The organism is Natronococcus sp. JC468 (genome assembly GCF_012163165.1).
Taxonomy (GTDB): Archaea; Halobacteriota; Halobacteria; order Halobacteriales; family Natrialbaceae; genus Natronococcus; species Natronococcus jeotgali.
In genome coordinates this window covers 104,735-130,957 of sequence record NZ_JAAVUO010000003.1, presented here as the reverse complement: position 1 = coordinate 130,957, position 26,223 = coordinate 104,735, and the positions used below count along the sequence as shown (strand labels likewise).

Sequence of the window (26,223 nt, the reverse complement as noted above, 5' to 3'; positions counted from 1 at the left end):
GTCGAGCTTACCGCTCGGCGACTCTCGCGTTCGGGCCCGCGGCTTCGATCGCCTCGCTGAAGATCCCGATCCCGAGTTCGATCTCGCGCTCGCTCGAGTCAAGCGGCGGGAGCAGCCGGATCGTCTTCTTTCCGCAGCCAAGCGTCAGCAGTCCGCGGCGAAGCGACTCCTCGACGACGGCGCTGCGGCGCTCGGGGGTGTCGAACTCGACGGCGAGCATCAGCCCCTTGCCCCGGACGTCGACGACGTGGTCGGGAGAGTCGTCCCGAAGCAGTTCCTTCGCCTGCTCGCCGCGGTCGGTGGCGTTCTCGAGCAGATCGTACTCGTCGATCGCCTCGAGGGTGAGCGCGCCCATCATCGAGCCGAGCAGGTCGCCGCCGCCGAACGTCGAGCCCAGGCGGTTCTTCTCGCTGGGGAAGATCTCCGACCGGGAGATCGTCGCGCCGACGCGCAGCGCCTTCGCCGCCGAGATGACGTCGGGCTCGATCGGGTAGTGATCGGAGGCCCAGATCTCGCCGGTGCGGCCGACGCCGGACTGGATCTCGTCGACGACCAGCGGGATGTCGTACTCGTCGGTAACGGCCGCGACCTCCTCCATGAACGCGTCGCTGGGGAAGCGGTAGCCGCCGACGCCCTGGATCGGCTCGAGGGTCAGAAAGGCGATCTCGTCGGGGTTGATGTGGCCGCCCTCCGGGGACAGCGAGTTGCGAAGCTGCGAGCCGCCGTTCGCGAAGAACCCGCAGTCGCAGCTGTCGGCGTCACAGCCCCGATCCGCACAGAAGGGTACCGTCTCGATCCCGTCGATCTGGGGGTAGTGACGCGTGTAGACCTCTTTGGACTTGGTGATCGACAGTGTCCCGAAGGTGCGCCCGTGGAAGCTCCCGGCGAAGGCGACGCCGTACTTCGCGGGCGCCCGGTAGTCGTGGGTGATCTTCATCGCGTTCTCCATCGCCTCTGCACCGGAGTTCGAGAGGAAGACCGTGTCCATCCCGTACCGACTCGAGACGTTGACCAGCTTCTCCATCAGGTGGCTCGAGCCCGGCACCGCCGACTCTTCGGGGGTCGGACCCGCGCCGAAGTACATGTCCTGGCCGGCGATCTTCATCGGCTCGACGAGGTCGAACGCCCGCAGTTTGTCGGTGACTTTCTCGTTGTTGTAGCCAAGCGGCGCGGCGCCGATGTGACACGTGAAATCCAGCAGTACGTTGCCGTCGACGTCGGTGACGAACGGACCGTCGGCCTCGCGGGTCACGTCCCAGACGAACTCGTGGGAGTACTCGCTCGGCGCCGCGTTCTCCCCGTGGAACTCGACCCACTCCTGGGCGTTGGGGCCGGGGAACGCGTCCACGTTCGGTTCGGCAGTGTCCCTATCCATACACAGATAATGTGTACGTCGTACATTAAATGTTGTTATAGATGAGCACGGAAGTCGAAAATCGAACCGTCGCGGCGAACGAACCGACGTGGACGATACCGGACGTTCCGAACGTCTCCGTCAGTCGTCGTCGCCCGGCTCCGCGGTCGTGGTCGGATCGTCGGATCGCCGTTCCGTCGAGCCGACGAGCACCGTCTCCTCCTGGAGCAGCACGCGGCCGTTGGTGCCGCTCAGGTTCTTGATCAGCGACAACATCGCGAGGAAACAGACGATCGCGAACGGCGCGCCGGTGATGACGACGGCCTGCTCGAGGGCGCCGGCACCGCCCTCACCGCCGAGGATCATCAGGATCGCGGCGGTCAGCCCGAGGACGATGCCCCAGAAGACCCGGTTGATCGTCGAGGGCGACTCCTTGCCACCGGTGGTCATCATCGAGACCGCCAGCGTCGAGGAGTCCGCGGAGGTGATGAAAAACGTCGTCACGAGCACGAGGAACGCGACCATGAGGATCGCACCGAACGGCAAGGCGTCGAACAGGATGAACCCGGAGATTTCCGGACCGGCCTCGCCGGCGATAACCGCGCCGAAGTCCGCGGCGCCCGTGTCCTGGAAGTAGACGGCGGTCCCGCCGACGAACGTGAACCACGGGACGGTCGCGGCGGAGGTCGCGACGATCCCGGTGAAGGCGACCTCGCGGATGGTTCGACCCTTCGAGATGCGGGCGATAAAGAGCCCGGCGAAGGGGGACCACGAGAGCGCCCACGCCCAGTAGAAGACGGTCCAGCTCTCGACCCAGGCGGTGCCGCCCTCGCCGGCGCCGGTGTAGAGGCTCATCGAGACGAAGTCGCTGATCATGCCGCCGATGGCCTGCGAGCCGAGCAACAACAGGAACATCGACGGACCGAGGACGAACGTCACAAGCATGAGCAGGGCGAACAGCCCCATGTTGAAGTTCGAGAGCCGACGGATCCCCTTGTCGACCCCGAGCACCATCGAGATCGTAAAGAGGATCGTCATCGTCGTCACCACGAGCAAGATGCCGACGTCGCCGAAGTTGAGCCCCCACTGGTACTCCAGCCCGCTGACGAACTGGCTGCCGATAAAGCCCAGCGAGGTCGCGACGCCGCCGATCGTCGCGAAGACGGCGAGGATGTCGATGACTTTAGCGACGGGGCCGTCCAGGTTTTCCTTCCCGAGAATCGGCGTCAGCGCCGACGAGGCTCGTAGCGGGACCTTCTCGTAGTTGTACGCGAAGTAGCCGATCGCGATCCCCATGATCGTAAACACCGCGAGTTGCGGGAGCGCCCAGTGGAACAGCGTCTGCTGGATCGCGAGCGGGACCGCCTCGCTCGTGCTACCTTCGACGCCGAACAGCGGGTTCGGATCGGCGTAGTAGAACAGCCCCTCGGTCGGCCCCCAGAAGACGACGCCGGCCGCGAACCCGGCCGAGTACAGCATCGAGAAAAACGAGAGGAAGCTGTACTCGGGGTCCTCGTCGCCGAGTTTGAGCCGTCCCCAGGGACCGACGATCAGGTACAACAGGAAGACGACGATCAGGAACACGATCACCAGCAGCGCCCAGCTCATGTAGCTGAGCATCTCCGCGTGGACCGTTTCGATCCCGCCGGCGACGAAGTCCCGATCGACGAAGAAGGCGACGATCACGCCGACGGTAAGCAAGGCGCCGAACGCGAAGACGACCGGGTCGAGCTCGTCGAGGAACCGGCCGACCATCCCCCGTTCGCTGTTGCTCACGCGAACTCACCTCCGGCTCTCGAGCCGAGCAGTCGGTTCGATCCGCGGCTGTTCTCCCTCCCACTCGCCGTGCGCTGCGATGGCATACCGAACCCATTGCCAGTATCTCGCATAAACATTTCCTTTTCGTATCTACCATACACAGATTGCGTTTATTATACGGATCGCGTACGGATCTCCTCAACGGAACCCATAATCGGACAGTCGGGCAGTAGTTATAGCGATATCTCCAGGAGTTCACGGTATAGCATCCAACAATCAAATCTGCGATCCGAGTCCGTGATTCGTCGAACTATCCGCCAACTATGTCAAACGATGATCGTAATCGCGTTCTGTATTCAATTTTCGAACACCCTCGTTCGGTGCGAAACCGAATCGGACGGCGGTCAGTTGGTCAACTCCTCGAGGTTCCGCTCGCGAGCGGCCGCGCTATCGTCGGTGCGCTCGGCGAACTCGTCGACGCGGTCCTTGATCTCCTCGCGGGTGGCCTCCGGGGAGAAGGAGTCGGACATCGTCAGCAGCCGGACGAACGCCCGCAGCTCCGCGTCGGTGAGCTGGGCGAACTCCTCGTTCTCGAGTTTCGCGACGACCTCGTCGACGTCGATCTGGCCGACCGGTTCGACGCTGAACTCGACGTTGACCATGCGGTAGTTCGATCCCGCGAGGCGCTGTTCGGCCTTGCCGACGCCCTCCGAGAGCATGTCCCTGAACGGGGTGTGATACCCCATCGCCCCGAGGTGGAGGAAGGCGAGCATGTCGGTGATCCCCTGGGTGTAGGCGTCCCGGTCCTCGTCGTCGGGATCGAACACCGTCTCGCGGTCCCGTTCCTCCATGTACTCGAAGAGGATGCTGAAATCGAGGATCGCGTTGCGGACCCGGCGTCGGATCCGATTTCGCTTCTGTTTCTTGGAGTGGTCGGTGTAGTCCGTCTTGCGACCGAGGAGGAAATCGCGATCGGAGGGCGTAAGGATCCCGCGGGGCCGATCCGAGTCGGCCGCGGTCCGAAGCGACTGCGGAACGTCATCCTGGCTCATACGCAATACTGGCGGATCACGGGAATTAACGTTTCTGATCCGAGCAACCTGACGGCTAGATGATATCTTCGTCGAACCGCGACGATCTCAGACGGGTCGCCGGGACAGCTCGAGGATCGTCCGCGAGAGCACCGCCGCGCCGATTCCGAGGCTGTCCTCGTCGATATCGAACGTCGGCGTGTGATGGTTGGTCGGGTGATCGGTCCCCACGAGGAGGTAAGATGCGAGGCCACCGCGGTCCTGAACGCGGTTCATCAGGTAGGTGACGTCCTCGCTGACGCCGAACTCCGTCGAGGGGATCACCCGGTCGACGCCGTCGACGTCGCGGGCGACGCCCTCGACCAGCTCGCGCAGGGCGGGGTGGCTGTCGGCCCTAGGAGACTCGCTGACGACCCGGGGCGTGACGTCGCAGTCGTGCATCTCCGCGGCCGCGTAGCAGACGCGCTCGAGTTCGGTCCGCATGTACTCCATCAGCCCCGTCGTCTCGCCGCGGACCTCGGCGTCGATCGCGATCTCCTCGGCGATGACGTTGCTCGCGGTACCGCCCTCGATGCGACCGACGTTGACGCGGGTCTGGCCCTCGCTGTGTCGGGGGATCGCGTAGGCGTTCTGGATCGCCGTCGCCGCGGCCTGCATCGCGTTGCCGCCCTCGTTGGGCGCCTTCCCCGCGTGGGCGCTGGCGCCCTCGAACGTCGCCGTCAGGTGGGCCATCGCCAGCGGCTTCTCGACGCCGGCGACGATCTCGCCCGTCGGGTGGTCGAGCCCGACGTGGAGCGCCAGCAGGTAGTCGACGTCGTCGAGGTACCCACCCTCGGCCATCGCCTTCCCGCCGCCGGAGATCTCCTCGGCGGGCTGGAAGAAGACCTTCAGCGTCCCCGAAAACTCGCCGTCTGAACCCCGTTTCGACGGGGATCGCGCCCCGTCGAGTCGCTCGCCGCCGTCCGCGATCGAGGCGATCGTCCCCAGTGCGATCGCGATGTGGGCGTCGTGGCCGCAGGCGTGCATGAACCCCTCGTGTTCCGAGCGAAACCCCTCCGCGGCAGGTCGGTGCTCGGCCAGGTCGGACTCGGTCATCGAGATCGCGTCCATGTCGACTCGCAGGCCGATCGTCGGCCCCTCGCCGCGCTCGAGGACGCCGACCACGCCGGTGTGGCCGTCCGCGGTCCGTTCGAGGACGTCCTCGCGAACCCCCGCCTCGCGGGCGCGCTCGAGCCAGGGCTCGAGTTCGCTCGAGTCGGGCACCGCCATCCGCTGGGCGGTCGAGAGCGCCTCCCGACCGACGGCGATCTCGTCGACGCCGAGTCGCTCGAGCTCCTCGACGATCCGGGCCGTCGTCCGGAACTCCCGCCACCCCGGTTCCGGGCGTCGGTGGAACTCCCGTCTGAGCTCCGACAGCCGGTTTCGAACGTCGTACACCATCTTTCGTGGCGGTAGGCAGTCGGTTCACTTAACGGTACGTTTGTCGGGACGCCCGTCGTTCGGACGGCGAACGGCGATGCGACGATCGAACCGCGCCGACCCGCGGGGCGGCGTCGCGGACGGGTCGTCGACGGTCGAGGCGTCCCGTCTCCGGGCGACGCTACCCCTGCGCGCAAAACCGGTCGAAAACGAGTCTCGTCGCGCCTAGCCGAGGTAGGCGGTCGCGTCCATCTCGACCCGGACGTCCTCGGGCAGCCGCGAGACTTCGACGCAGACCCTGGCGGGCGGCTCCTCGCCGAACTTCTCCCCGTAGGCCTCGTTGACCAGCTCGTAGTCCTCGAGATCGGTGAGGTAGACGGTCACCTTCACGACGTCCGCGAGACCGTCGCCGCCGGCCTCGTCGACGACCGCGGCGACGTTCTCGAGTACGCGGTCGGTCTGGGCCCCAATGTCGCCGTCGACGGCCTCGCCCGTCTCGGGATCGACGGGGCCGTAGCCCGAGACGTGAAGCGTGTCCCCGGCGCGGACGCCCTGGGAGTAGGGGTTGTCGTTGCTCGGTGCGTCGTCGGTCGTGATGGGTTCGGTGTCGGACATCGTTCGGGTCGTCAGGCCGTCTGTTTGGTCTCGGCCGTCGCGTGCTCGATCGCGTCGGCGATAACGTCGAGCGCCGTCTCTGCGAGCTCCTGGGTGAGCACGAGCGGCGGCAGCAGCCGGAGGACGTTGCCGTGTCGTCCGGCCGTCCAGACGAGCACGCCGTGTTCGAAGCAGTACTGCTGGATCGCGTCGACGAGGTCGCTGTCGGGCGCGCCGTCGCTATCGACGAACTCGGCGCCGATGAACAGCCCCTGGCCGCGGACGTCGCCGAGGCGGTCGTTCCCATCGGCGACCTCCCGGAGTCGGTCGCGGATGTAGGTCCCGAGCTCCCGGCCGTGAGCCAGCAGGTCGTGGTCCTGGACGTACTCGATGGCGCGGGTGCCGGCCCGCATCGCGACGACGTGGCCGCGGTAGGTACCGGCGTGGTCGCCCGACCCCCACGTGTCGAGGTCCTCGTGGTACATCGTCGCCGACAGCGGGAAGCCGACGCCGCCCAGCGCCTTCGCCGAGGTCATGACGTCCGGCGTGACGTCGGCCCAGTCGCTGGCCCACCACTCGCCAGTGCGGCCGAAGCCGCTCTGGATCTCGTCGAAGACGAGCGTGACGTCGTTGTCGTCGGCGAGGTCGCGCAGCCCCTGCAGGAACCCTTCCGGCGGGGTAATGACGCCGCCCTCGCCCTGGATCGGTTCGACGATGATCCCCGCGGGGTTCGCGAGCCCGCCGTAGGGATCCTCGAGGATCGCCTGGACCTCCTCGAGGGCGTGGTCGACGGCCTCCTGGGGCTGCTTGCCCTGCTCGAACGGGTTCGGGTACGGCGCGTGGACGACGTCGGGCAGCAGCGGCGTGTAGTGTTCCTTGAAGCTCTTGTTCGAGGTGACGCTCATCGCGCCGGTCGTCGCGCCGTGGTACGCGCCGCGGAAGGCGATCAGGCCGTCGCCGCCGGTGTTGTACTTCGAGAGCTTGATCGAGGCCTCGATAGCGTCGCTCCCGGTCGGGCCGCCGAAGACGACCTTTTGGTTGCCCGCTAGCCCCGAGGGTGCGATCTCGTCGAGTTTCTCGATCAGCTCGAGGCGGGCCTCGGTCGGGAAGTCGACCGTGTGGACCAGCTTGTCGGCCTGCTCGTGGACGGCCTCGAGCACGTAGGGGTTCGCGTGACCGACGTTGAGCACGCCGATGCCGGCGAACATGTCGATGTAGGTGTTGCCGTCGACGTCCCGGACCGTCGCGCCCGAGCCCTCCTCGAACGCGACCGGGATGTCCTCGGGGTAGGCGACCGCGCTGCTGTCGATCTCGCGTTGTTTCTCGAGTAGCTCGCGCGAGCGCGGGCCGGGGACGGTGTCGACGTTCGGTGCCTCGTCGTAGTGGAGTTCGTCGATCGGTGGACTGCTCGTCATACGTAGGGCCAGGAGGAACAGTGATAAATAATTTGTCCACAGTAACTATAGAGGTCGTACACAGAAATCGATTCAGCAGGGTGGTCGAGCGACGTGGACGACGAAGGCGTCGAGAACCCGTCTCTCGCGTTCGACGAGGAAGCGAGCGTCCGAGCCCGACGATCACCAGGGTTCGTCCTTGAGTCCGAGCTTGTAGGCGATCACGTTCGTCGTGACGTGCAACACGGGCGTGAGCACGACGACGACGGCGACCACGCCCCACGTGAACACCTCGAAGAACCACTCGGTCGCCAGCAGCGCCGTCAGGGGAAGGGAGACGACGACGAAGTCGAGCTGGTCGAGTCCGGGAAACATCGCGCCGCGCCGGCGACCGGTCCGGCGCTTGAGGAAGGAGGCCCCGATGTCGCCGAGCATCGCCCCCGCGGTGAGCCCGAACGCCGCGAGCGGGACGAACGACGGTACGTCGATCCCGGTCGCCGCGCGCACGGGGTCGGCGAGGAGGTTCAGGACGCCGGCCAGCGCTACGCCGGCGAGGATCCCCGCGGCGGTTCCACGCCAGGTCTTTCCGTCCCCGAGCACGCGCTTGTCGCCCCAGGTCCGTCCGCCGTCGATCGGGCGACCGCCGCCGGCGAGCACCGCGGCGTTGTTGGGAACGTAGGCCGGCAACATCGCCCAGAAGGCGACGACGATCGTCTCGAGTACTGCCATGTGCGGCGGAACGAACCCGCGTGTCTTAATCGAGGCGGTTCCGCAGCGTCCCGGCGGTTCCGGCGCGTCGGTTTCCCGCGAGGAGAGCGAGCGCTACTTCCTTGTGAACGGCGTCGTATCACTCGAGTATGATACCGCCAGTCGCGAGCCGATTCGTCGCCGGGGAGGGACCCGCCGGGGCCCTCGAGCACGTTCGCCAGCTGAACGGCCGGGACGTGAAGGCGATCGTGAACCTGCTGGGCGAACACTACGACGACCGCGAGGACGTCGACGCCGACGCCCGCGAGTACCGCGAGCTCGTCGAGGATATCGCGCGGTCGGACCTCGAGGCGACGATCTCGGTCAAACCCACCCAGATCGGCCTCGACCTCGGCGAGCGCGTCTTTCGGGAGAACCTCGAGGAGATCGTCGAGACGGCGGCCGACCGCGGCGTCTTCGTCTGGATCGACATGGAGGATCACACGACGACCGACGCGACCCTCGACGCCTACGAGGACCTCGCACGAGAACACGGGGGAGGAGTCGGCGTCTGCGTCCAGGCGAACCTGAAACGGACCCGCGGGGACGTCGAACGGCTCGCCGACGTTCCCGGGAAGGTTCGGTTCGTCAAGGGCGCCTACGACGAACCTCCCGAGATTGCCTACACCGACGGGGCGGCCGTCAACCGCGAGTACGAGGCGTTGCTCGAGTTCGCCTTCGAACAGTTCGAGGACGGCATCGCGGTCGGCAGCCACGACCCGGCGATGATCGAGCGCGCGATCGAACTCCACGGGGAACACGGCACCGACTTCGAGATCCAGATGCTGATGGGCGTCCGGAACGACGCCCAGTTCGAGCTCGCCGAGGAGTACGAGGTCTACCAGTACGTCCCCTACGGCGCCCGCTGGAAGTCGTACTTCTACCGCCGCGCGATGGAGCGCAAGGAGAACCTCCGGTTCGCGCTGCGAGCCGTCCTCGGCCGATAAAGGAAAGGGCTCATTAGCTCCGGTGAGAGTGAACGCACAATGGCTTCGTGGAAGCGGGACTTCGCGAGCGGGCTGATCGTTCTCGGCCCCATCCTCGTGACGCTGTACGTCAGCTACTGGCTCTACGGGTTTATCGCGGGACTGACGCCGGAGCTGATCCTCGACGAGGCCGTCCTCCGCCCGCTGATCCCCGACGACGGGGCACAGGCCCAGCAGACCCGCGAGGAACTCGCCCAGTTCCTCAGGGTAATCGTCGCGCTGGCGGTGCTGATCATCCTCACGTTCTCGGTCGGTTACCTCATGCGAACGACCGTCGGCGGACTGGTCGAACGGCTCCTCGACAACGTCGCCAACCGGGTTCCCGTGATCCGGGTCGTTTACAACGCCTCGAAGATGGCCGCCGAGACCGCCTTCGGCGAGCAGGACTCCCTGCAGAAACCCGTCAAGATCGAGACCTGGCAGGGACTCCGGATGACCGCGTTCAAGACCGGAAAGGTGACCGAGGACGGTCGCGAGGTGCTCTTCTTGCCGACGTCGCCGAACATCACGACGGGGTTCGTCGTCGAGGTCGAATCCGAGCGGATCACTGAACTCGACGAGGACGTCGAGGATGCGCTCACGCGCGTGCTGAGCGCCGGCTTCGGCGACTCGAATCGGAGCCGCGACATGGAGTCCGGAATTCCGATCGACGTCGTCGACGAGGCGACCGCCGACGGCGGGGAGACTGACTCCGAACCGCGCCTCGAGGACTGATCGGGGCTCGCTCACCGAGGCGCTGCCCGCGCCGTCGACGCCGAAACCGGGCCCTTTTGATCGGACCCCGCCTTCGAACGAGTATGCAACGACGAACGGTTCTCGCGGGGGTTTCGAGCGTTCCGTTCCTCGCCGGGTGTCTCTCGGACGACGGGGTCAACGCGAGCGGCGACATCGAGATCGTCATCGACGGCGACCCGATCGATCTCTCGGCGGACCGGTACCAGGCCGAGAACGCCGAGAACCACTCGGTTCGGTTTCACCTCCACGACGGCGACGAGAACTGGTACATGGAAGGCGAGGAACCGGTGACGATCGCCGAGGGGATTGACCTGCTGCCTCAGTTCCGGTTCGAGACGATCGAGGGCAACCACGTCCTCGAGCACGACGGGGTAACCTACGACGAGGCCGACGCCACCACCGAGTTGCGGGCGCTGGTCGACGGCGAGCCCGTCGATCCCGCGTCGTACGTCCCTGAGGACGGCGACGGGCTGCGCCTGGAAGTGACGACGAGCAGGCGCTGACGGCCGCGAATCCCCTCGTTCGGACGATTCGAGCGTCCGACTCGACGCTCCCTAGACGTACGTGAACCAGTCGTCGTACTCGTCGGTGCGCCGTTCGACGACCTCGAAGAACTTCGACTGGAGCTCCTCGGTCACCGGACCCCGCGAGCCGTCGCCGATGACGACGTTGTCGACCTTCCGGATGGGCGTGACCTCCGCCGCCGAGCCCGTAAAGAAGAGTTCGTCGGCGGTGTTGAGTTCGCCCCGCGAGATCGAGGCGCTGTCGTGGACGGTGTAACCCAGATCCTCCGCGAGCGTGATCACGGTCTTGCGGGTGATGCCGTCGAGGATCGACTCCGAGAGCCCGGGCGTGTAGATCTCGCCGTCGCGCACGAGGAAGATGTTCTCGCCGGGCCCCTCTGCAACGTCGCCCTCCTTGTTGAGCACGATCGCCTCGGCGTAGCCGTTGCGGCGGGCCTCCTCGCCCGCGAGCATACTGTTGACGTACAGCCCCGTGGTCTTGGCGTTCGTCGGGATCTGGCTCGAGGCGTGTTTCCGCCACGAGGAGACCATCACCTCGATCCCGTTCTCGAGGGCGTCCTCGCCGAGGTAGGTGCCCCACGGCCAGGCGGCGATCGCGATCCGCGTCGGACAGTCGCCGGGACTCACCCCGAGGCTGTCGTAGCCATAGAAGGCGACGGGGCGGATGTAACAGGAGGCCAGCTCCTGGCTCCGGACGAGCTCGAGGGTCGCCTCGGTCAGCTCCTCGCGGTCGTAGCCGATCTCCATCTCGTAGGGTTTGGCCGACTGGTAGAGCCGCTCGAGGTGGGCGTCCCAGCGGAAGATCGCGGGCCCTTCCTCGGTGTCGTAACAGCGCGCCCCCTCGAAGATGCCCGTCCCGTAGTGCAGACCGTGGGTGAGCACGTGGATCTGCGCGTCGTCCCAGTCCACGAACTCGCCGTCCATCCAGATCGTGTCGACGTCCATCTCGTCGAATCCCATAGACGGGGGGACGAAGCCCGGCGTAATGAACGTTCGCGATTGGCGGTCCGCGCGAACGTGCCGAAGCGGGATCGCGAACGCCGACGCGTCGTTACGGGTCGCGGTCGCGGAACCGAACCGCCTCGATCGCGACGGCGACGGAGCCGACGACCGCGACGGCGACCGCGCCGAACTGGAGCAGGGTCGCGAACGCGGAATCGCTCTCCGGCGCCGCGTCCTGGTCGTCGCCGTGCGCGTCGTGATCGCGGCCGTCTCCCTCGGCGACGACGCTGGCGTCGAACCACTCGCTGGCGTACTCTCCGTCCGGTTCGCCGGTAATGCGCAGACGCCAGTCCCCCTCCGCGGGCAGGGTCCGGACGGTCGTGTAGGTGCCGTCTTCGGTCTCCTCGAGATCGACCTCGAAGGTGGTCCCCGCCTCGGCGTCCGCGAGCAGGCGGACCGTTCGCTCGGACTCGAGCGACTCCCCGTCGGCGTTCCGGAAGGCGACCTCGAACACGACCGGGTCGCCGCCTCGGACCAGCAGCCGATCGGAGTCGCCGTCGCCGGCCGGAACGGCCGTCAGTTCGACGTCGACGTCGCCCTCGCGTTCGATCGTCGCGGTTTCGAGGCCGTCGCCCTCGTCGACGACCGCGGCCGTCGGAACCGAGGTGAGCACGCCGGAGAGCAAGACGGCGAGGACGAGGACGGCGACCTCGAGCCGAACGGCGCGGACGAACAGCGCCGTCGGTTCCGCGGACTCGAGTCGCCGGAGGAGGACGAACCGAGTGATCCCGCCCAGGCCGAGCGCCAGCAGGACCAGCAGCGTCTTCGCTGAGAGGGAGCCGCCGTAGAGGCTCGCCCGGAGGGCCTCGAGGTCGGGGACGTGCCACGCGGCGAGCGCGAGACCGGTCGCGCCCGCGAGGGTCACGCCGGAGAGCGCGAGCAGGGAGTACCGCCGAACGGTTTCGGCGGCGATCGTCGCGCGGTCCGTCGGCTCCGAATCGCGAAGGGCCGCCGGAACTGCGAGCGCGAGAACGATCAGCCCGCCGAGCCACAACCCTGCGCCGGCGACGTGCGCGAAGTCGACGGCCGTCCCCTGGAGCCGATCGATCGCCGTCGCCGAGTGGCTGGTCCAGCTCGCGGTCGCGCCGACTCCGAGCGCGCCGACCAGCGTCGATCCGAGCCGGAGCCGCCGGGAGAGCGCGCCCGTAACGCCGAGTGCGAGAGCGACGAGCAGGGCGAGCGCGAGGGCGAGCTGGGCCAGCCAGGCCCGACCGAGCGGCGTGCCGGTAAACTCGACGAGCGTCGCCGGCGAGAGCGGCCCAATCGACGTCGATCGAGCGAGCCCGAGTCCGAGGACCGATCCGAACAGGACGACGCCGGTCCCGGCGAACAGTCGCGCGAGCCGACGATCGATCGATCGCGCGAACGAGCCGGAGTGATCCGCGGCCGGGTAGACCGCGAGAGCCGCCGTCACCGGACCGCCGACGAGCGCGACGAGCGCGACCAGCAACACCCCCTTCGCGACGGTTTCGCCGGGTGCGGCGGATTCGTCCGCGGCCCCGTCCCCCTCGTAGGCCTCGAGCACGGCGTCCCGGTCGAGCGGCTCGTCGCCGACGCTGAAGACGAACGAGCCGGTAACCGCGTGTCCGTCGTCGGCGAGGATCTCCCACTCGACGGTGTACATCCCCTCGGCGGCGTCGCCGTCGGCCGCGTCCTCGATCGGGACGCGGACAGTCCGGGCGGCGTCGGTGTCGATCTCGGCCTCGGCGCTGACGTCCTCGCCGTCGGGCCCGATCACCGCGACGTCGGCAACCTGCACGCCGTCGCCGGAAAAGGAGAGGGTCACCGCATCGGGAGCGGTCTCGACTCGCTCGCCGTTCGCCGGGGCCGAATCACTCAGGTAGGCGTGGGCCGCGACCGGCATCGCGACGCTCGCGAACGCGAGCGCCGCGAGGGCGAGCGCGAGGAGCGCCCGCGCTCGCGTCGAGCGGCCGCGGCCCCGTCCGAGCGATCCCGGCGGGCTCATTCGGGGACGTACTGGACGGTGTCGATCCCGTCCTCGACGGGGACGTGCTCGATCAACTCCCGCGCCTCCATGTCGATCACCGCGACGGTGCCGTCGGCGCCCGCCGGGGTGAAGAAGTACCCGTCCCCGGAGACGGCCGAGCGGTGGAGGTGCTGTGCGTCCTCGGGGCGCTCGATGTCGCCGACGCCGATCCGATCGACGACCTCCATCGCGTCGACGTCGACGACGGCCGCGTCCGAGTTCATCGTGTTCGCAGTGAACCCGTAGACGCCGTCGTCGCCCTCGTAGTACTCGAGGGCGTCCGGGCCGCCCTCGACCGCGACGGAACCGACCTCATCGGCGTCCTCGCTCGTGGCGTCGAAGAAGCGGATCTCGTCCTCGCCGACGATCCCGAGGAGTTCCTCGTCGGGCGTGAGGTACATCCCGCCGGCGACGTCGAGTTCGTCGACGACCTCGTTCGTCTCGACGTCGACCACGGCGGTCACGTCGCCGTACTCGACGTACGCGAGCCCGTTTTGCGGACCGTAGGCCTTGTAGTGAGTGCCGCCCTCCTCGCCGAGTTCGATCGAGTCCGTCCGCTCGTACTCGGTCAGGTCGATCACGTGGAGCGCCGGATCGTTGACGTTCGTTCCGTAGCCGACGTCGCCGAAGTCCTCGTGGGAGAGGAGCTTGCCGTGGCCCTCGCCCTCGAGCCCGGCGTCGACGGTCTCGACGACCTCATGGTTCTCGGTGTCGATCACGTAGAACGTCCCCTCCGCGTCCGAGTGGGCCCACATCTCGTCGTCCACGGGGTGGTACATGTGAGTCCCGTCGGGCCCCATCGCGATCTCGGCGGCGATCTCGCGGGCCTCGAGGTCGATCGCAAGCACCTGGCCGATCGTCTCCTCGATGACGAACAGTTGGCTCCCGTTGCTCGTCACGACGGCGTCGCCGTAGGCGTAGCCGTCGACGCCCTCGGTGATCTCGTCGACGACCGCGCCCTCGGCGGGATCGACGAGCGCGATCGTCTCCGAGCCGAACGCGTAGGCGAGTCCGGCGCTTCCCTCGCCTCCCTCGCCGCTCCCGCTCTCGCCGTTCCCGCCGTTGTGATCGTGGTCGTGGTCGTGGTCGTCGCCCCCGTCTCCGTCACCGTCGTCACCGAGACAGCCGGCGACTCCGACGACCATACCGCTTCCCAGTACCCGTCCGAAATCCCGCCGTCCGATCGATCGGTCCATGAACGCCAGTCCGCTGGATTAACTCCTTTGTCTTCTGGTCCAGTTGCCGAAATCGTGGTTCGATTCTCGAAAACGCGCGGGAGTGCGGGCCGGGCGCGTCGCCCGTCGAACGAGCCGCGGCGCGCGATCGGGGCGATAGCTACTCCGAGCCGCACGGGTTCTCGAGCAGGCCGTCGACGAGGCGGGTGAACCGATCGAGCAGTCGGTCCGGAACCGTCGGCTCGATCGCCGACAGCAACTCGGCGGTCCGCTCGCGGTTCGCGAGCCGGAGGACGACGCGGTTGCGCTCGTCGTACTCCTTCTCGACGACCGTCCGTTCGACCAGGCGCTCGAGGTGGTACTCGAGGGTGCTCCGGGCGATCCCGAGCGCGTCGGCGACCGCGCTCGGTCCCGTCGGCTCGTGCTCGATCAGGTAGACGACGATCTCGCGGGCGGTTTCGCGCCGGAACAGCGCCAGCACCGCCCGCTCGCGTTCGTCGTACTCGGGTGTGTAGTAGTGCGTTCGGCCGTAGAACTCGCCGCGAACGAGCTCGCCGTCGTCGATCGATCGACGAACGTGGTACTGGATCTGCCCCGGCGCGAACGACGACTCCCGGACGAGCTCGTTGAAGTGAATGCCGGCGTTCGCGCGGACGTGGGCTTCGATCTGTCGTCTCGTGTCTGTCATTGGCATCGGCTCCGTCGGCGGGCGGTCGGTGTCGACCGCTAGCGGATCCGCACTGATAACCGGTTCCGATCGTTCCCGATCCGCGAGAACGGGCCGACCGCCGTCTCCGGACGAGTGTGGAACGGTCGACCCCGATCGACGGACACCCCGTATCCGCGACCGAAGGACATAGTACTGCCCCGGCCGACGTACGACACCGAAGATGCAGTTCCCGATCCCGGTCGGCGGCGGCTGGGTCGATCCCCAGCTGACCCCGATACTGCTCGTCGTCATCGTGCTGGCAGCGATCGGGACGACGGTGCTGTTCTGTTTCGGGGTCGTCGCCTACTCCCGTCGACGATCGAGGCGATACCTGCTGATCACCGCCGTACTCGGGTTGCTCGTGATCCGGTCGATCGTCGGGCTGGGCACCGTCTTCGGACTCGTGCCCATGACGGTCCACCACCTCGTCGAGCACGGGTTCGACTTCTCGATCGCCGTTCTCGTGTTGTACGCGGTCTACCGGAGCGGTCCGGGATCCCAGCGGCGCTCGCTGGGAAGCGACGGCGACTGACGAACGGTTCAATCCAGCCGCTCGAGCACGTCCCGACCCTCGAGGTAGACGTAGTCGTGGCGGTCGGCATATCCGCGGGCGTCGGCCGGGACGAGCGCCTCGCCGGTTCGTTCGTCCAGCATCTCGCAGACGACAACCGCGGGCGGGAGGTCGGCGGCGTCGGCGAGGGCGAGCCCGAGTTCGGTGTGTCCCTCCCGCTGGTCGAGCAGCTCCGGGGCCGCCTTCAGCAGGTGGACGTGGCCGGGCACCCGGAACTCGGACGCGAACTCCGTCGTGGCGGGGTCGGCGGCGGCCTCGCCCAGCGCTTGGATCGTCCGCGAGCGGTCGGCGTCGGTGATGCCCGTGTAGGTGTCGCGGTGGTTGACCGTCAGCGAGAACGACGAGCGCTCGTCGTACCCCAGCTCGTGGTCGGCCGCCGCGGGGTGGTCGACCGCCTCGGCGTAGAAGGGAAGGTCGAACGCCTCCGCGACGCCGTGGCCAAGCGCGACACAGACCAGCCCGCCCGCGTCGTTGCGCAGGTGCGCGACGGCCTCGGGCGTGACGGCGTCGGCGTGGTAGATGAGGTCGGTCTCGCCCTCGCGGTCGGCCGCGTCGTGGACCAGCACCGGCTCGCCGGCCCGCAGCGACTCGAGGGCGCGCTCGAACGTCGCCGGCGAACGTCCGTCCGCCCCGGCGTTCGCGCTGGCGCGGCCGCCGGTCATCGGCGATCACCCACGGTGACCGTCACGCGGTCTCCGTCCGCGAGGTCGAGCTCCTCGCGGAGCTTGTCGGGGGCGATGACCTCGAGCTGGTCCTCGTCGTGGTGGGTTCGTTCGGGGGCGATGATGTGTGCTCCCTCGTAGGCGTCGCCGTCCGCGGTCTCGACGGTCGCCGGGTGACAGACCGCTGGGCCGTACGTTCGGTCGTCGTCCTCCCAGCCGTCGATCGGCACGGGCTCGAGCGAGGCCAGCGCGCTCCGGCGGCGGACGCTGTCCTCGCGGAGGTCGACGTTCAGCGTCCCCGGGAACGGCTCGTAGCCGAGTCGCTCGGCGAACTGGCGCTCGTACCCCGGCAGCGAGATGTAGTGGCGACCCTCGCCCATCCCGCTGGTGACGGTTCCCTCGAGGGCGACCTCGGCGTCGGTTTCGAAGATCCGGCGGTAGTCCTCGTACTCGGCGTGGAGGGCCCGCTCGCCCGCGTCGGTCACCGCGACCCACTGGCCGTCGCTGACGGTGTCGCGCTCGAGCAGGTCGGCCGCTTCGAGGCGCTGGAGTCGCCGCGAGGCGGTCTGGTTCGACGCGTCGAGCCGATCCGCGAGGCGGGAACAGGAGATCTTGACGTCCCCCTCGAGCCCGCCCTCGAGGGCGAGCAGCTTGAGAACGGCGAGCTCGTCGTGGCCGACCGAAGACTCCGCTGACACTGACATAGCTGGACGTTTCGTCGGATCACCCAAAAGCGTATCGGATGTGGAATGCGTAACGGAACCGTTATGCAGTTGGCGGTAGTTTATTCGCCTCGCACTGAACGTCCGCCCGACGCGGGTAAAAGACCTCCGGCGAACGCCTTCGGGACTGGGCGCGTCGACGGGTCGACCGTACGGGCCGGCGCTCGGGTCAGTCGCCGGTCATCGGGTCCCGCTCCCAGAACTCGCTGTCCTTCTCGAGTTTCGGCACCCAGGTGTCGGTCGTCTTCGAGAGCAGGGCGACCCGGGAGGACGGAACCCCCTTTACCTCGGTGAACTCGGGCATGTACTCCCCGACGCGCTCGGCGAACGCGACGACCTCCTCGTGGTCGGGCATCGACGAGCGGTCGAGCCGTCCCTGGGAGTGGCCGACGTGCATGTACGCCTTCAGCTCGACGAAGTCGGGGTCGGCCTGCTGGTAGAAGCCGGCGTACCAGTCGGGGTGGTGCATGTTCTCGCCGTCGACCAGCGTCGTCCGCAGGACCGTCCGCGTCTCCTCTTTCTCGCTGAGGACGTGCATCGTCTCGAGCAGGCGGTCCCAGGCGTCGTCCTCGACGGCCTTGACGACCCGATCGAAGGTGTGTCGTTCGGGGGCGTCGACGCTGACGTACAGCTGGGTCGGATCACAGTCCCTGAGGACCTCGGGACGGGTGCCGTTCGAGACGAGGAAGGTGGTGATATCGCGGTCGTGAAAGGCCTCGATGAGCTCCGGGAGGTAGGGGTACAGCGTCGGCTCGCCGTCCAGCGAGATGGCGACGTGGCGCGGTTCCATCGCCTCCTCGAAGACCTCGCGGGGGACCTCGTCGTTCCCGCCGAATCCGGACAGCAGCTTCTTCTGCAGGCGGATCGAGGCGTCGACGACCGCCTCGGGATCGTCCCACTCGACGTCGCCCAGTTCGTAGGCGTGGCCCCGGTGGTCCCGCCAGCAGAAGACGCAGCGCTCGTTGCACTTGACCACCGGTGTCATCTGGATGCAGCGGTGGGACTCGATTCCGTAGTAGACCTTCTTGTAGCAACAGCCCTCGCCGCGCAGGGCGTTGGCCGTCCAGCCGCAGGTCTGGGCCGCGGTGTGGTTCTCGCTGTGGTAGTCCGGGCTCGAGACCTGGGCGGGGGCGTCGTCCCCGTCGGCGCTCGATCCGGGATCCGCGGAGTCGCTCATGTTGGCCTCCATTTACGCGGCGCGGGCAAAAGCCGTGCGGTGTCGGGAGAGTCGAGGGCGCTACTTCCGGTGGGGGAGCGTGCCCGGTTCGCCGCCGTCCTCGTCGTCCTCGTCGGCGATCTCGCGCTCGAACGTGTAGATGACGATCCCGGTGTTTGCGGTCATGATCACGCCGGTCATCGGAACCGGCGCGAACAGGTAGAGCCCGACCCCGAGCAGGAACGGAATCGCAGTGACCGCGGCCCAAAAGACGGGCCGGGAGATCTCCCGTCGAATCGCGTCCCGGTAGGTGAGCGCGAAGATCGCGGCCGTCCCGCTGAGGCCGAAGGCCCCGACCGCGAGATCTAGTCCGTCCATACGGAGGGGTTGGTCGGTTCGTAGAAAAGGGTTCTGCGACCGGTCGGCGCCTCGAGCGATCGGGGCGATCGAGTGCGCCGGTTCCCGACCCCCGGGGTTCGGCAGAAGTATCTTGGTGGTCCGCCCGGACCACCCCACGCATGGCAGATCAGATCGACGATCCAGACGAACTGCCGTCGACGGCGGGCGAGTTCGCCGACGACTACCCCGCGGTCTGGGAGGCGTACGCCGACCTCGGCGAGGCCTGCTCCGAAGCGGGCCCGATCGACGACGAGACGAAACGCCTGATCAAACTCGCGCTCTCGATCGGCGCCCAATCGGAGGGGGCCGTCCACTCTCACGTCCGGCGTGGGCTCGAGGAGGACGTCGACCCCGAGGCGCTCAAACAGGTCGCGGCGCTGTCGATCCCGACGCTGGGGTTCCCGCAGGCGATGGCCGCGATCAGCTGGATCGAGGATCTCACCGACGAGGACGAGGCTTAGCGGGTCGCCGCTTCCGGCCGTTTTCTCGCTTCCGAGGCTGGGCGCGACGGGGTATCTGTGCAGCGTTCGCTCGAGTCCCGACGGACGGCCGGAGACCGTCTCGACGCCGGCGTCGACAAGGCCGTCGCCCGCGACCGGGCGTCCGGCGGCGACGATCGGTCCCGGTCCGACTACCGACTCCCGCGAACGCGCTCGAGCGCGGTCAGCGTCCCGTCGGCGTGGCCCTCCTCGAGGACCTCGTCGGCCGCCTCGGTCGCGGCCGCGTCGGCGTTTGCCACCGCGAAGCTCCGGCCCGCGACCTCGAACGTCGAGACGTCGTTGATCGAGTCGCCGACGGCGACAGTCTCGGCGAGGTCGAAGCCGACGTGCTCGGCGATGGTCTCGACGCCGTCGCCCTTGTTCGGCTCCGTGTCCTTGACGTGGTAGGCGTAGCCCGTGTCGACGACCTCGAGGCCGTGTTCGGCGGCGATCTCCCGCAGCGGTTCGACGGGCTGCTCGAGGTTGATCGCGACCTCGGTCTCGCGCCAGCGGTTGACGGTGTCCTCGGCGCCCCAGCCGGGTTCGTAGCCCGCTGCGCGGTAGTCCTCGACGACGGCCCGGGCGGCCTCCGGGTCGGCGGTGAAGAAGACGTCGTCGCCGGTGTAGACGACGCCGCCGTTCTCGGCGACGACGAGTTCGGGGACGCCGACGAACTGACAGAGGGCGACGGGGTAGGGGAAGGCCTTCCCGGTGGCGATCACGACCGGGGCCTCCCACTCGCGGAGCGGATCGAAGACGCGCGGATCGAGTCCCCACCCCTCGGGGCGAGTGAGCGTGCCGTCGACGTCGAGCACCAGCGGCGGATCGGCGGTCATGCCCATCACTCGAGGGCTAGGAGACCTAAAAGAGTCGGTTCGAGGGCTACAGCGCGAGGTAGCCCGCGTTGGGGAGGAGCCCGACCAGGTAGAGGACCCCGAGCACGAACATGAACTCGGCGATGGCCATCGCCGGCGGGTCGACGTGGGTCCCGGAGTGGGAGTAGAACACGCGCTGGGAGATCTCACCCAGAAGGCCGCTGACCGCGCCGAACGCGCCGGCGACGAGCAACACGACCGGATCGCTCCCGATCGTCGGGGCCGCGATCACCGCCCCCACCGCGCCCAGCAGCGTCATGTGGTGGGTGACCGGGATCTTCTCGACGCCGAGGTTGAGAAACAGCAGGCTCATCGCGGAGATCGCATAGCCCAGGAAGATGCTCCCCGTCTGGAGCCAGATGAACCCGCCGAGGATCCCGCCCACGAGGCCGACGGCGGCGACACCGGACCACTCGTACTGGTGGGGGAGCCACGGCTCGGTGGCCAACCGGCCGCCGGCGTCGCCGCCGTCGGCCGCCACGCGCGTCTCCTCGCGCTCGAACGGCGTCATGTCGAGGATGTTCGCACCGCGGACCTTCCCGATCAGCGGGTAGCCGAAGGCCAGTCGCGCCAGAAACGCCGTCGCCACGACCGAGAGCGCGATGTTGTCTGTCGGGAAGCCGACCCCGTCGAGCACCTGGGTGATCAACAACCCGACGACGCCGAAGATCGCGCCGACCGCGAGGATGTCGGGTTTGGTCCCGAACGCGTACAGGATGTTCTTCCCGAAGTGGTAGTCCCAGCCGGCGGGTTCCATCTCGGGATAGCGCTTGCCGGCGTAGGCCGTCGCGGCGACACCGCCGGCGAAGGCGATGTGGGGACCGGTGACCGCGCCGAAGCCGATCGTCCCGGTGATGCCGGTCGCGATGTCTCCGGCCGCGACGGCATCGAGCCCGCCCAGTTCTCCCTCGAGAATGGCGAGGCCCTCGCCGAGGAAGACGACGAAGCCCGTGAAGACGAACGCGGGCAGCGCGCCGAGGGCCGCCCCGAACGCACCGCCGGCGAGGGCGGCGATCAGCAGGACGACGAACGCCTCGAGCTCCATGCCGACGATCGGAACTTGCAGCAGGGTCCCGATCATGGCTCACTGCTCACCGTCCGTCGCCCAATTCCGCGCTCGATCGAGCGCATCGTCCCAGCGGTCGTACTTTCGATCGGCCTCGGCGCGATCCATCTCGGGATCGAACTCGCGGTCGATCTGCCAGTTGTCGCGCAGCCCCTCGACGTCCTCCCAGTAGTCGACGGCCAGCCCGGCGGCGTAGGCCGAGCCCAGCGCCGTCGTCTCGTCGACCTTCGGGCGGACGATCTCCGAGCCGATGATGTCCGACTGGAGCTGACAGAGGTAGTTGTTCTTGACCGCGCCGCCGTCGACCCGGAGGCTGGTCATCTCGATGCCCGAGTCGGCCTCCATCGCCTCAGCGACGTCGCGGGTCTGGTAGGCGATCGACTCGAGGGTCGCCCGGACGACGTGTTCCCGCCGGGTTCCCCGCGTCATCCCGACGATCGTGCCGCGGGCGCGCTGGTCCCAGTGGGGCGCACCCAGCCCCGTGAAGGCGGGCACGACGTAGACCCCGTCGGTCGAATCGACGCTGCGGGCCAGCTCGGCGGTCTGGGCCGGGTTGTCGATCAGCGTGAGATCCTCGAGCCACTCGATGGCCGCGCCGGTGACGAAGATCGATCCCTCGAGGGCGTACTGGACGGGTTCGCCCGAGCGCTGGAAGCCGATCGTCGTCAGCAGGCCGTGGTCGCTCTCGACGGCCTCGTCGCCGGTGTTCATCAGGAAGAACGAACCGGTGCCGTAGGTGTTCTTGGCGTCGCCGGCGTCGAAGCAGGTCTGGCCGAACAGCGCGGCCTGCTGGTCGCCCAGCGCCCCGGCGACGGGGACCTCGGCCTCGAGGAACCCGTCGGGATCGGTCGAGCCGTAGGTCTCGTCGTCGCTCGAGGGGCGGACCTCCGGAAGCATCTCCCGGGGAATGCCGAACTCCTCGAGCAGGTCGTCGTCCCACTCGAGGTCGTGGATGTTGTACAGCATCGTCCGCGAGGCGTTCGTCACCTCGGTGATGTGCTCGCCGGTGAGGTTGTAGATCAGCCAGGTGTCGATGGTCCCGAACAGCACGTCGCCCTGGGCCGCCCGGTCGTTGATGTCCGCGGGGCGGGTCCGCTCCATCTTGATCGGGTCGGCGTTCTCGAGGAGCCACTCGGCTTTCGTCGCCGAGAAGTAGGCGTCGGCCTCGAGGCCGGTCTTCTCGCGGACCGTCTCGACGAGGCCGTCCTCCTCGAGTTGCTCGACGCGGTCGGTCGTCCGTCGGTCCTGCCAGACGATGGCGTTGTGGACCGGCCTGCCGGAGTCGGCGTCCCACAGCAGCGTCGTCTCGCGCTGGTTCGTGACGCCGATGGCCTCGAGCTGGTCGGGACTGATCCCCGCCTTACCCAGTGCCGTCGTGATAACGTCTTTCGTGTTCTCCCAGATCTCTATCGGGTCGTGTTCGACCCAGCCGGGCTCCGGATAGATCTGCTCGTGTTTCTCGTAGGCGTTGGCGACGACCTGCCCGCCGTGGTCGAACACCATAAACCGCGTCCCTGTCGTTCCCTGATCGACTGCGCCGACGTACGTCTGTCCTGTCATTGGTGGTCACCCCGTCTCGCTCCGAGCGATGTCTTTACTGACGATCGCATTCTACTGGTAAACATTTCCTACGATCATTATAAACGTTGCCGAAGTTATAATATAGCTGTTACGTTAGCGTCGAAGTAATATGTACGATCCGACCTGAATCGTCTCAGTATCCGTGCGATTGTCGATATACCGTCGGAATCTCCTCGTGGAGCGGATATCGATCCGTCCCGCACCGATCGGCGGTTGGTCGGGCGTTACTGCCGGTACGAGGTCTGCGATAAAATAAAGAGACAGGAGCGCGAGGTACGGACGAAGGGATGGCACACGACACCGAGGTTCTCGTACTCGGGGGCGGCTCGACCGGCTGCGGTATCGCCAGGGATCTGGCGATGCGCGGCGTCGAGGTCACGCTCGTCGAGCGAGGCAATCTGACCGACGGGACGACGGGCCGGATGCATGGCCTGCTACACAGCGGCGGACGCTACGCGGTTTCGGATCAGGCCAGCGCGGTCGAGTGCATCGAGGAAAACGAGATCCTTCGGGAGATCGCCGGCCACTGCGTCGAGACCACCGGCGGGCTGTTCGTTCAACGCCCCGAGGACCCGGACGACTACTTCCGGGAGAAACTCGAGGGCTGTCGCGACTGCGACATCCCCGCGAGAGTCCTCTCGGGGCGGGAGGCCCGCGAGGTCGAACCCTACCTCGCGGAGGACGTCAAGCGGGCGATCCAGGTCCCCGACGGCGCGGTCGATCCGTTCCGCCTGTGCGTCGCGAACGCGGTCGACGCCGAGAACTACGGCGCGCGCATCGAGACCCACGCCGAAGTGATCGACCTGCTCCGGGAGGGAGACGACATCTACGGCGTCGAGGTGCGCCACGAGTCCGGTCCCGGCAAGCGAACCCACGGGACGCCCGGCACGACCGAGGAGATCACCGCCGAGTACGTCGTGAACGCGACGGGTGCGTGGGCCGGCCAGATCGGCGCGATGGCCGACTTAGACGTCGAGGTTCGCCCCTCGAAGGGCGTGATGACGATCATGAACGTCCGCCAGGTCGACACCGTCATCAACCGCTGCCGACCGAAGGGCGACGCCGACATCGTCGTCCCCCACGAGACGACCGCGATCCTCGGAACGACCGACGAGGAGGTCACGGACCCCGACGACTACCCCGAGGAGCAGTGGGAAGTCGACATGATGATCGACACCCTCTCCGAGCTCGTGCCGATCCTCGAGGAGGCCCGAACCATTCGCTCGTTCTGGGGCGTGCGACCGCTGTACGAGCCCCCGGGCCGGGGGACGACGGATCCCACCGACATCACGCGCGATTTCTTCCTACTCGATCACGAGGAACGGGACGGCGTCTCGGGGATGTCGAGCATCGTCGGCGGGAAGTTCACCACCTACCGGGCGATGGCCGAGGAGATCTCGAACCACGTCTGCGAGCAACTCGGGATCCGGGCCTCGTGTGCGACCGCCGAGGAACCGCTCCCGGGCAGCGAGAACCTCGCCGTCCTCGAGGAGGGGATGGACGACTTCGGACTGCGCTCGCCGATCGCCCGCCGGAGCAAACAGCGGTTGGGAAGTCGGTCGCAGGAGGTGCTCGAGACCGACGAGCCGAACCCCGTCGTCTGCCAGTGCGAGGGTGTCACGCGGGCCGAAGTGCAGGACGCGATCGACCAGTCGGGATCGGACCTGAACGCGGTTCGCATCCGCACCCGCGCGTCGATGGGCAACTGCCAGGGCGGCTTCTGCTGTCAGAACATGGCCAACGAGCTCCACCCCGAGTACGACGAGGCGACGACTCGAGAGGCCCTCGACGAACTCTTCCAGGAGCGCTGGAAGGGCGAGCGCCACGCCCTCTGGGGCGAGCAACTCTCCCAGGCGATGCTCAACTACGCCCTGCACGCGACGACGATGAACCGGGACGGCGATCCCGCGAGCAGCACGGACGACGTCGACTACGGCGCGTTCGATTCGGGCGACTCGAACGCGCGGACCCCGCCGCGTCGGCGATCGGGGGGTGACTGAGATGGCGATCAGCGACGACGTCCTCGTGATCGGCGGCGGGATCGCGGGCGCGACCGCCGCGCTCGCCGCGGCCGAGGAGGGCGCCGACGTTCGACTGGTCACCCACAAGCAGAGCACCCTCAGGAACGCGAGCGGACTGATCGACGTACTGGGGTACACCCACGAGGGCGAGGGCCCGATCGTCGACCCGTTCGAGCGACTCGAGGAACTCCCCGAGAGCCACCCCTACCGACGGGTCGGCACCGAGGCGGTTCGGGAGGCGCTTTCCTTCTTCGACGAGGTCGCCGGCGACGCCTACGCCGGCGACCACACCGACGCGAACGCCCTCGTCCCGACCCACGGCGGGACGGTCAAACCGACGGCCCGGTACCCGGTCTCGACGGCCGCGGGGCTGGCGAGCGATCCCCGAGACACGCTGCTGGTCGGCTTCGAGACGCTGACCGACTTCGACGCGCCGCTTGCGGCCTCCCACCTCGAGGCCGCGGGCGCGCCCTTCGCGGCCCGCGGGGTCACGCTGCAGTTCCCCGGCATCGTCCGGGACGACGCGAAGCTCACGCGGTACGCCCACCTGCTCGACCGCGAGGAGCCGGTTCGGACGAACGCCGGCGAGCTGTCGGCCCGTGAGGCGCTCGCCGCGATCGTCGAGCCCCACCTCGAGGGCGAGACCCGCGTCGGCTTTCCCGCGCTGTTGGGCGACGAGTTCGCCGACGAGGTGCGGGCGGACCTCGCGGACTCGCTGGGTGCCGACGTCTTCGAGGTGCCGATGGGTCCGCCGAGTTTGCCGGGGATGCGCCTCGAGGACCTGCTGTACCGGGCCCTCGAGGACGCCGGCGTACGCGTCGTCTCGGGAGTCCCGGTCGTCGGCTACGAGACGGACGACGGCGGGGCGATCGACCACGTGCTCGTCGACCGCCACGGCCAGGAGATTCCCCACGAGGCGAGCCAGTACGTCCTCGCGACGGGCGGGCTCGTCGGCAAGGGCGTTCGCAGCGAGCGCGATCGCGCCTTCGAGCCGATCTTCGACTGTCGCGTTCCCCACGCCGACGACCGCTACGACTGGTTCGTCGACGACGTCTTCGGCGAGCAACCGTACGCCCGGTTCGGCGTCGTTCCGGACCGGGAGCTGCGCCCCCTCGACGCCGACGAGGAGCCCGAGTTTTCCAACCTGCGGGCGGCGGGGGCGGTGCTGGGCGGCTACGACTACGCGGCCGAGAAATCGGGCGCTGGCGTTTCGCTCGCGACGGGGTACGTCGCGGGCGGGCGAGCCGGCGAGGAGGCGAGCAGATGAGCGCGACCG

Annotated in this window: 25 protein-coding genes; 7 read left to right on the top strand and 18 right to left on the bottom strand. The window is 67.9% G+C overall.

Going from position 1 to position 26,223, the window contains the following annotated elements; translation table 11 throughout:
• Window positions 1-7 precede the first annotated feature (7 nt).
• From GWG54_RS03170 to GWG54_RS03140, 7 genes are all read right to left on the bottom strand, one after another.
• Window positions 8-1,375, bottom strand: coding sequence for an aminotransferase class III-fold pyridoxal phosphate-dependent enzyme (locus GWG54_RS03170; protein ID WP_167936394.1), 1,368 nt, complete (start codon window positions 1,373-1,375; stop codon window positions 8-10).
• A gap of 120 nt (window positions 1,376-1,495) precedes the next feature.
• On the bottom strand, window positions 1,496-3,109 hold the full coding sequence (locus tag GWG54_RS03165; protein WP_209438243.1) for a BCCT family transporter: 1,614 nt from the start codon (window positions 3,107-3,109) through the stop codon (window positions 1,496-1,498).
• Window positions 3,110-3,516: 407 nt separating this feature from the next.
• Window positions 3,517-4,164 carry a hypothetical protein gene (locus GWG54_RS03160; protein WP_167936392.1) on the bottom strand — a complete coding sequence of 216 codons (648 nt, stop codon included), beginning with the start codon at window positions 4,162-4,164 and terminating at the stop codon, window positions 3,517-3,519.
• An 87-nt stretch (window positions 4,165-4,251) separates the two neighbouring features.
• Window positions 4,252-5,583 (bottom strand): amidohydrolase, encoded by a 1,332-nt coding sequence (locus GWG54_RS03155; protein ID WP_167936391.1) that lies wholly within the window; start codon window positions 5,581-5,583, stop codon window positions 4,252-4,254.
• Window positions 5,584-5,787: 204 nt separating this feature from the next.
• Window positions 5,788-6,177 (bottom strand): Rid family detoxifying hydrolase, encoded by a 390-nt coding sequence (locus GWG54_RS03150; RefSeq protein ID WP_167936390.1) that lies wholly within the window; start codon window positions 6,175-6,177, stop codon window positions 5,788-5,790.
• Between the two features lie 11 nt (window positions 6,178-6,188).
• A complete protein-coding gene (locus GWG54_RS03145; RefSeq protein ID WP_167936389.1) occupies window positions 6,189-7,571 on the bottom strand; it encodes an aspartate aminotransferase family protein in 1,383 nt (460 codons plus the stop codon).
• Window positions 7,572-7,733: 162 nt separating this feature from the next.
• Complete coding sequence (locus tag GWG54_RS03140) at window positions 7,734-8,279, bottom strand: CDP-2,3-bis-(O-geranylgeranyl)-sn-glycerol synthase (RefSeq protein WP_167936388.1); 546 nt, start codon at window positions 8,277-8,279, stop codon at window positions 7,734-7,736.
• A gap of 128 nt (window positions 8,280-8,407) precedes the next feature.
• Between GWG54_RS03140 and GWG54_RS03135 the strand changes: the two genes are divergently transcribed.
• The 3 genes from GWG54_RS03135 (at window position 8,408) to GWG54_RS03125 (ending at window position 10,521) form a co-directional block, all read left to right on the top strand.
• Window positions 8,408-9,244 carry a proline dehydrogenase family protein gene (locus GWG54_RS03135; RefSeq protein ID WP_167936387.1) on the top strand — a complete coding sequence of 279 codons (837 nt, stop codon included), beginning with the start codon at window positions 8,408-8,410 and terminating at the stop codon, window positions 9,242-9,244.
• Window positions 9,245-9,283: 39 nt separating this feature from the next.
• A complete protein-coding gene (locus tag GWG54_RS03130) occupies window positions 9,284-9,997 on the top strand; it encodes a DUF502 domain-containing protein (protein ID WP_167936386.1) in 714 nt (237 codons plus the stop codon).
• 83 nt (window positions 9,998-10,080) lie between these two features.
• Entirely contained in the window at window positions 10,081-10,521 is a 441-nt protein-coding gene (locus tag GWG54_RS03125) for a hypothetical protein (protein ID WP_167936385.1), read from the top strand.
• Between the two features lie 51 nt (window positions 10,522-10,572).
• Here the strand turns inward: GWG54_RS03125 and GWG54_RS03120 are convergent, their stop codons facing one another.
• The 4 genes from GWG54_RS03120 to GWG54_RS03105 all read right to left on the bottom strand — a co-directional run bounded on the left by GWG54_RS03120 (window position 10,573) and on the right by GWG54_RS03105 (window position 15,394).
• A complete protein-coding gene (locus GWG54_RS03120; protein ID WP_167936384.1) occupies window positions 10,573-11,502 on the bottom strand; it encodes a branched-chain amino acid transaminase in 930 nt (309 codons plus the stop codon).
• 91 nt (window positions 11,503-11,593) lie between these two features.
• Window positions 11,594-13,510, bottom strand: coding sequence for a FixH family protein (locus tag GWG54_RS03115; protein ID WP_167936383.1), 1,917 nt, complete (start codon window positions 13,508-13,510; stop codon window positions 11,594-11,596).
• Entirely contained in the window at window positions 13,507-14,727 is a 1,221-nt protein-coding gene (locus GWG54_RS03110) for a hypothetical protein (RefSeq protein ID WP_167936382.1), read from the bottom strand. Before GWG54_RS03110 ends, GWG54_RS03115 begins: the two co-directional genes overlap by 4 nt.
• Window positions 14,728-14,866: 139 nt before the next feature.
• Complete coding sequence (locus GWG54_RS03105) at window positions 14,867-15,394, bottom strand: helix-turn-helix domain-containing protein (protein WP_167936381.1); 528 nt, start codon at window positions 15,392-15,394, stop codon at window positions 14,867-14,869.
• A 202-nt stretch (window positions 15,395-15,596) separates the two neighbouring features.
• Here GWG54_RS03105 and GWG54_RS03100 point away from each other — a divergent pair, with 202 nt between their 5' ends.
• Window positions 15,597-15,947: a hypothetical protein gene (locus GWG54_RS03100; RefSeq protein ID WP_167936380.1), complete on the top strand. Its 351-nt coding sequence runs from the start codon at window positions 15,597-15,599 to the stop codon at window positions 15,945-15,947.
• Between the two features lie 8 nt (window positions 15,948-15,955).
• Here the strand turns inward: GWG54_RS03100 and ribB are convergent, their stop codons facing one another.
• From ribB to GWG54_RS03080, 4 genes are all read right to left on the bottom strand, one after another.
• Window positions 15,956-16,648, bottom strand: a complete 693-nt coding sequence (gene ribB / locus GWG54_RS03095; RefSeq protein ID WP_167936379.1) for a 3,4-dihydroxy-2-butanone-4-phosphate synthase — start codon at window positions 16,646-16,648, stop codon at window positions 15,956-15,958.
• Window positions 16,645-17,352 carry a DUF120 domain-containing protein gene (locus tag GWG54_RS03090; RefSeq protein ID WP_049893043.1) on the bottom strand — a complete coding sequence of 236 codons (708 nt, stop codon included), beginning with the start codon at window positions 17,350-17,352 and terminating at the stop codon, window positions 16,645-16,647. Before GWG54_RS03090 ends, ribB begins: the two co-directional genes overlap by 4 nt.
• A 187-nt stretch (window positions 17,353-17,539) precedes the next feature.
• Window positions 17,540-18,547 carry a 4-demethylwyosine synthase TYW1 gene (twy1, locus tag GWG54_RS03085; protein WP_167936378.1) on the bottom strand — a complete coding sequence of 336 codons (1,008 nt, stop codon included), beginning with the start codon at window positions 18,545-18,547 and terminating at the stop codon, window positions 17,540-17,542.
• Between the two features lie 60 nt (window positions 18,548-18,607).
• On the bottom strand, window positions 18,608-18,904 hold the full coding sequence (locus GWG54_RS03080) for a hypothetical protein (RefSeq protein WP_167936377.1): 297 nt from the start codon (window positions 18,902-18,904) through the stop codon (window positions 18,608-18,610).
• A gap of 140 nt (window positions 18,905-19,044) precedes the next feature.
• On the opposite strand from GWG54_RS03080, the gene GWG54_RS03075 reads away from it, so the two are divergent.
• Window positions 19,045-19,386: a carboxymuconolactone decarboxylase family protein gene (locus tag GWG54_RS03075; RefSeq protein ID WP_167936376.1), complete on the top strand. Its 342-nt coding sequence runs from the start codon at window positions 19,045-19,047 to the stop codon at window positions 19,384-19,386.
• Between the two features lie 170 nt (window positions 19,387-19,556).
• Here the strand turns inward: GWG54_RS03075 and GWG54_RS03070 are convergent, their stop codons facing one another.
• From GWG54_RS03070 to glpK, 3 genes are read right to left on the bottom strand one after another with little or no spacing between them, the layout of a single operon-like run.
• On the bottom strand, window positions 19,557-20,240 hold the full coding sequence (locus GWG54_RS03070) for an HAD-IIB family hydrolase (RefSeq protein WP_167936375.1): 684 nt from the start codon (window positions 20,238-20,240) through the stop codon (window positions 19,557-19,559).
• A 46-nt stretch (window positions 20,241-20,286) separates the two neighbouring features.
• Window positions 20,287-21,360, bottom strand: coding sequence for a hypothetical protein (locus GWG54_RS03065; RefSeq protein ID WP_167936374.1), 1,074 nt, complete (start codon window positions 21,358-21,360; stop codon window positions 20,287-20,289).
• 3 nt (window positions 21,361-21,363) lie between these two features.
• A complete protein-coding gene (gene glpK / locus GWG54_RS03060) occupies window positions 21,364-22,905 on the bottom strand; it encodes a glycerol kinase GlpK (RefSeq protein WP_167936373.1) in 1,542 nt (513 codons plus the stop codon).
• A gap of 308 nt (window positions 22,906-23,213) precedes the next feature.
• Between glpK and glpA the strand changes: the two genes are divergently transcribed.
• Both glpA and glpB read left to right on the top strand, forming a co-directional pair.
• Entirely contained in the window at window positions 23,214-24,926 is a 1,713-nt protein-coding gene (glpA, locus tag GWG54_RS03055; protein WP_167936372.1) for an anaerobic glycerol-3-phosphate dehydrogenase subunit GlpA, read from the top strand.
• A 1-nt stretch (window position 24,927) separates the two neighbouring features.
• Window positions 24,928-26,214, top strand: coding sequence for a glycerol-3-phosphate dehydrogenase subunit GlpB (gene glpB, locus GWG54_RS03050; RefSeq protein ID WP_167936371.1), 1,287 nt, complete (start codon window positions 24,928-24,930; stop codon window positions 26,212-26,214).
• Window positions 26,215-26,223 lie beyond the last annotated feature (9 nt).

Bases quoted from the DNA above. Each gene is read 5' to 3' on its own strand.
- GWG54_RS03170 (WP_167936394.1), bottom strand. From the start codon at position 1,375: ATGGATAGGGACACTGCCGAACCGAACGTGGACGCGTTCCCCGGCCCC.
- GWG54_RS03165 (WP_209438243.1), bottom strand. From the start codon at position 3,109: ATGGTCGGCCGGTTCCTCGACGAGCTCGACCCGGTCGTCTTCGCGTTC.
- GWG54_RS03160 (WP_167936392.1), bottom strand. From the start codon at position 4,164: ATGAGCCAGGATGACGTTCCGCAGTCGCTTCGGACCGCGGCCGACTCG.
- GWG54_RS03155 (WP_167936391.1), bottom strand. From the start codon at position 5,583: ATGGTGTACGACGTTCGAAACCGGCTGTCGGAGCTCAGACGGGAGTTC.
- GWG54_RS03150 (WP_167936390.1), bottom strand. From the start codon at position 6,177: ATGTCCGACACCGAACCCATCACGACCGACGACGCACCGAGCAACGAC.
- GWG54_RS03145 (WP_167936389.1), bottom strand. From the start codon at position 7,571: ATGACGAGCAGTCCACCGATCGACGAACTCCACTACGACGAGGCACCG.
- GWG54_RS03140 (WP_167936388.1), bottom strand. From the start codon at position 8,279: ATGGCAGTACTCGAGACGATCGTCGTCGCCTTCTGGGCGATGTTGCCG.
- GWG54_RS03135 (WP_167936387.1), top strand. From the start codon at position 8,408: ATGATACCGCCAGTCGCGAGCCGATTCGTCGCCGGGGAGGGACCCGCC.
- GWG54_RS03130 (WP_167936386.1), top strand. From the start codon at position 9,284: ATGGCTTCGTGGAAGCGGGACTTCGCGAGCGGGCTGATCGTTCTCGGC.
- GWG54_RS03125 (WP_167936385.1), top strand. From the start codon at position 10,081: ATGCAACGACGAACGGTTCTCGCGGGGGTTTCGAGCGTTCCGTTCCTC.
- GWG54_RS03120 (WP_167936384.1), bottom strand. From the start codon at position 11,502: ATGGGATTCGACGAGATGGACGTCGACACGATCTGGATGGACGGCGAG.
- GWG54_RS03115 (WP_167936383.1), bottom strand. From the start codon at position 13,510: ATGAGCCCGCCGGGATCGCTCGGACGGGGCCGCGGCCGCTCGACGCGA.
- GWG54_RS03110 (WP_167936382.1), bottom strand. From the start codon at position 14,727: ATGGACCGATCGATCGGACGGCGGGATTTCGGACGGGTACTGGGAAGC.
- GWG54_RS03105 (WP_167936381.1), bottom strand. From the start codon at position 15,394: ATGACAGACACGAGACGACAGATCGAAGCCCACGTCCGCGCGAACGCC.
- GWG54_RS03100 (WP_167936380.1), top strand. From the start codon at position 15,597: ATGCAGTTCCCGATCCCGGTCGGCGGCGGCTGGGTCGATCCCCAGCTG.
- ribB (WP_167936379.1), bottom strand. From the start codon at position 16,648: ATGACCGGCGGCCGCGCCAGCGCGAACGCCGGGGCGGACGGACGTTCG.
- GWG54_RS03090 (WP_049893043.1), bottom strand. From the start codon at position 17,352: ATGTCAGTGTCAGCGGAGTCTTCGGTCGGCCACGACGAGCTCGCCGTT.
- twy1 (WP_167936378.1), bottom strand. From the start codon at position 18,547: ATGAGCGACTCCGCGGATCCCGGATCGAGCGCCGACGGGGACGACGCC.
- GWG54_RS03080 (WP_167936377.1), bottom strand. From the start codon at position 18,904: ATGGACGGACTAGATCTCGCGGTCGGGGCCTTCGGCCTCAGCGGGACG.
- GWG54_RS03075 (WP_167936376.1), top strand. From the start codon at position 19,045: ATGGCAGATCAGATCGACGATCCAGACGAACTGCCGTCGACGGCGGGC.
- GWG54_RS03070 (WP_167936375.1), bottom strand. From the start codon at position 20,240: ATGACCGCCGATCCGCCGCTGGTGCTCGACGTCGACGGCACGCTCACT.
- GWG54_RS03065 (WP_167936374.1), bottom strand. From the start codon at position 21,360: ATGATCGGGACCCTGCTGCAAGTTCCGATCGTCGGCATGGAGCTCGAG.
- glpK (WP_167936373.1), bottom strand. From the start codon at position 22,905: ATGACAGGACAGACGTACGTCGGCGCAGTCGATCAGGGAACGACAGGG.
- glpA (WP_167936372.1), top strand. From the start codon at position 23,214: ATGGCACACGACACCGAGGTTCTCGTACTCGGGGGCGGCTCGACCGGC.
- glpB (WP_167936371.1), top strand. From the start codon at position 24,928: ATGGCGATCAGCGACGACGTCCTCGTGATCGGCGGCGGGATCGCGGGC.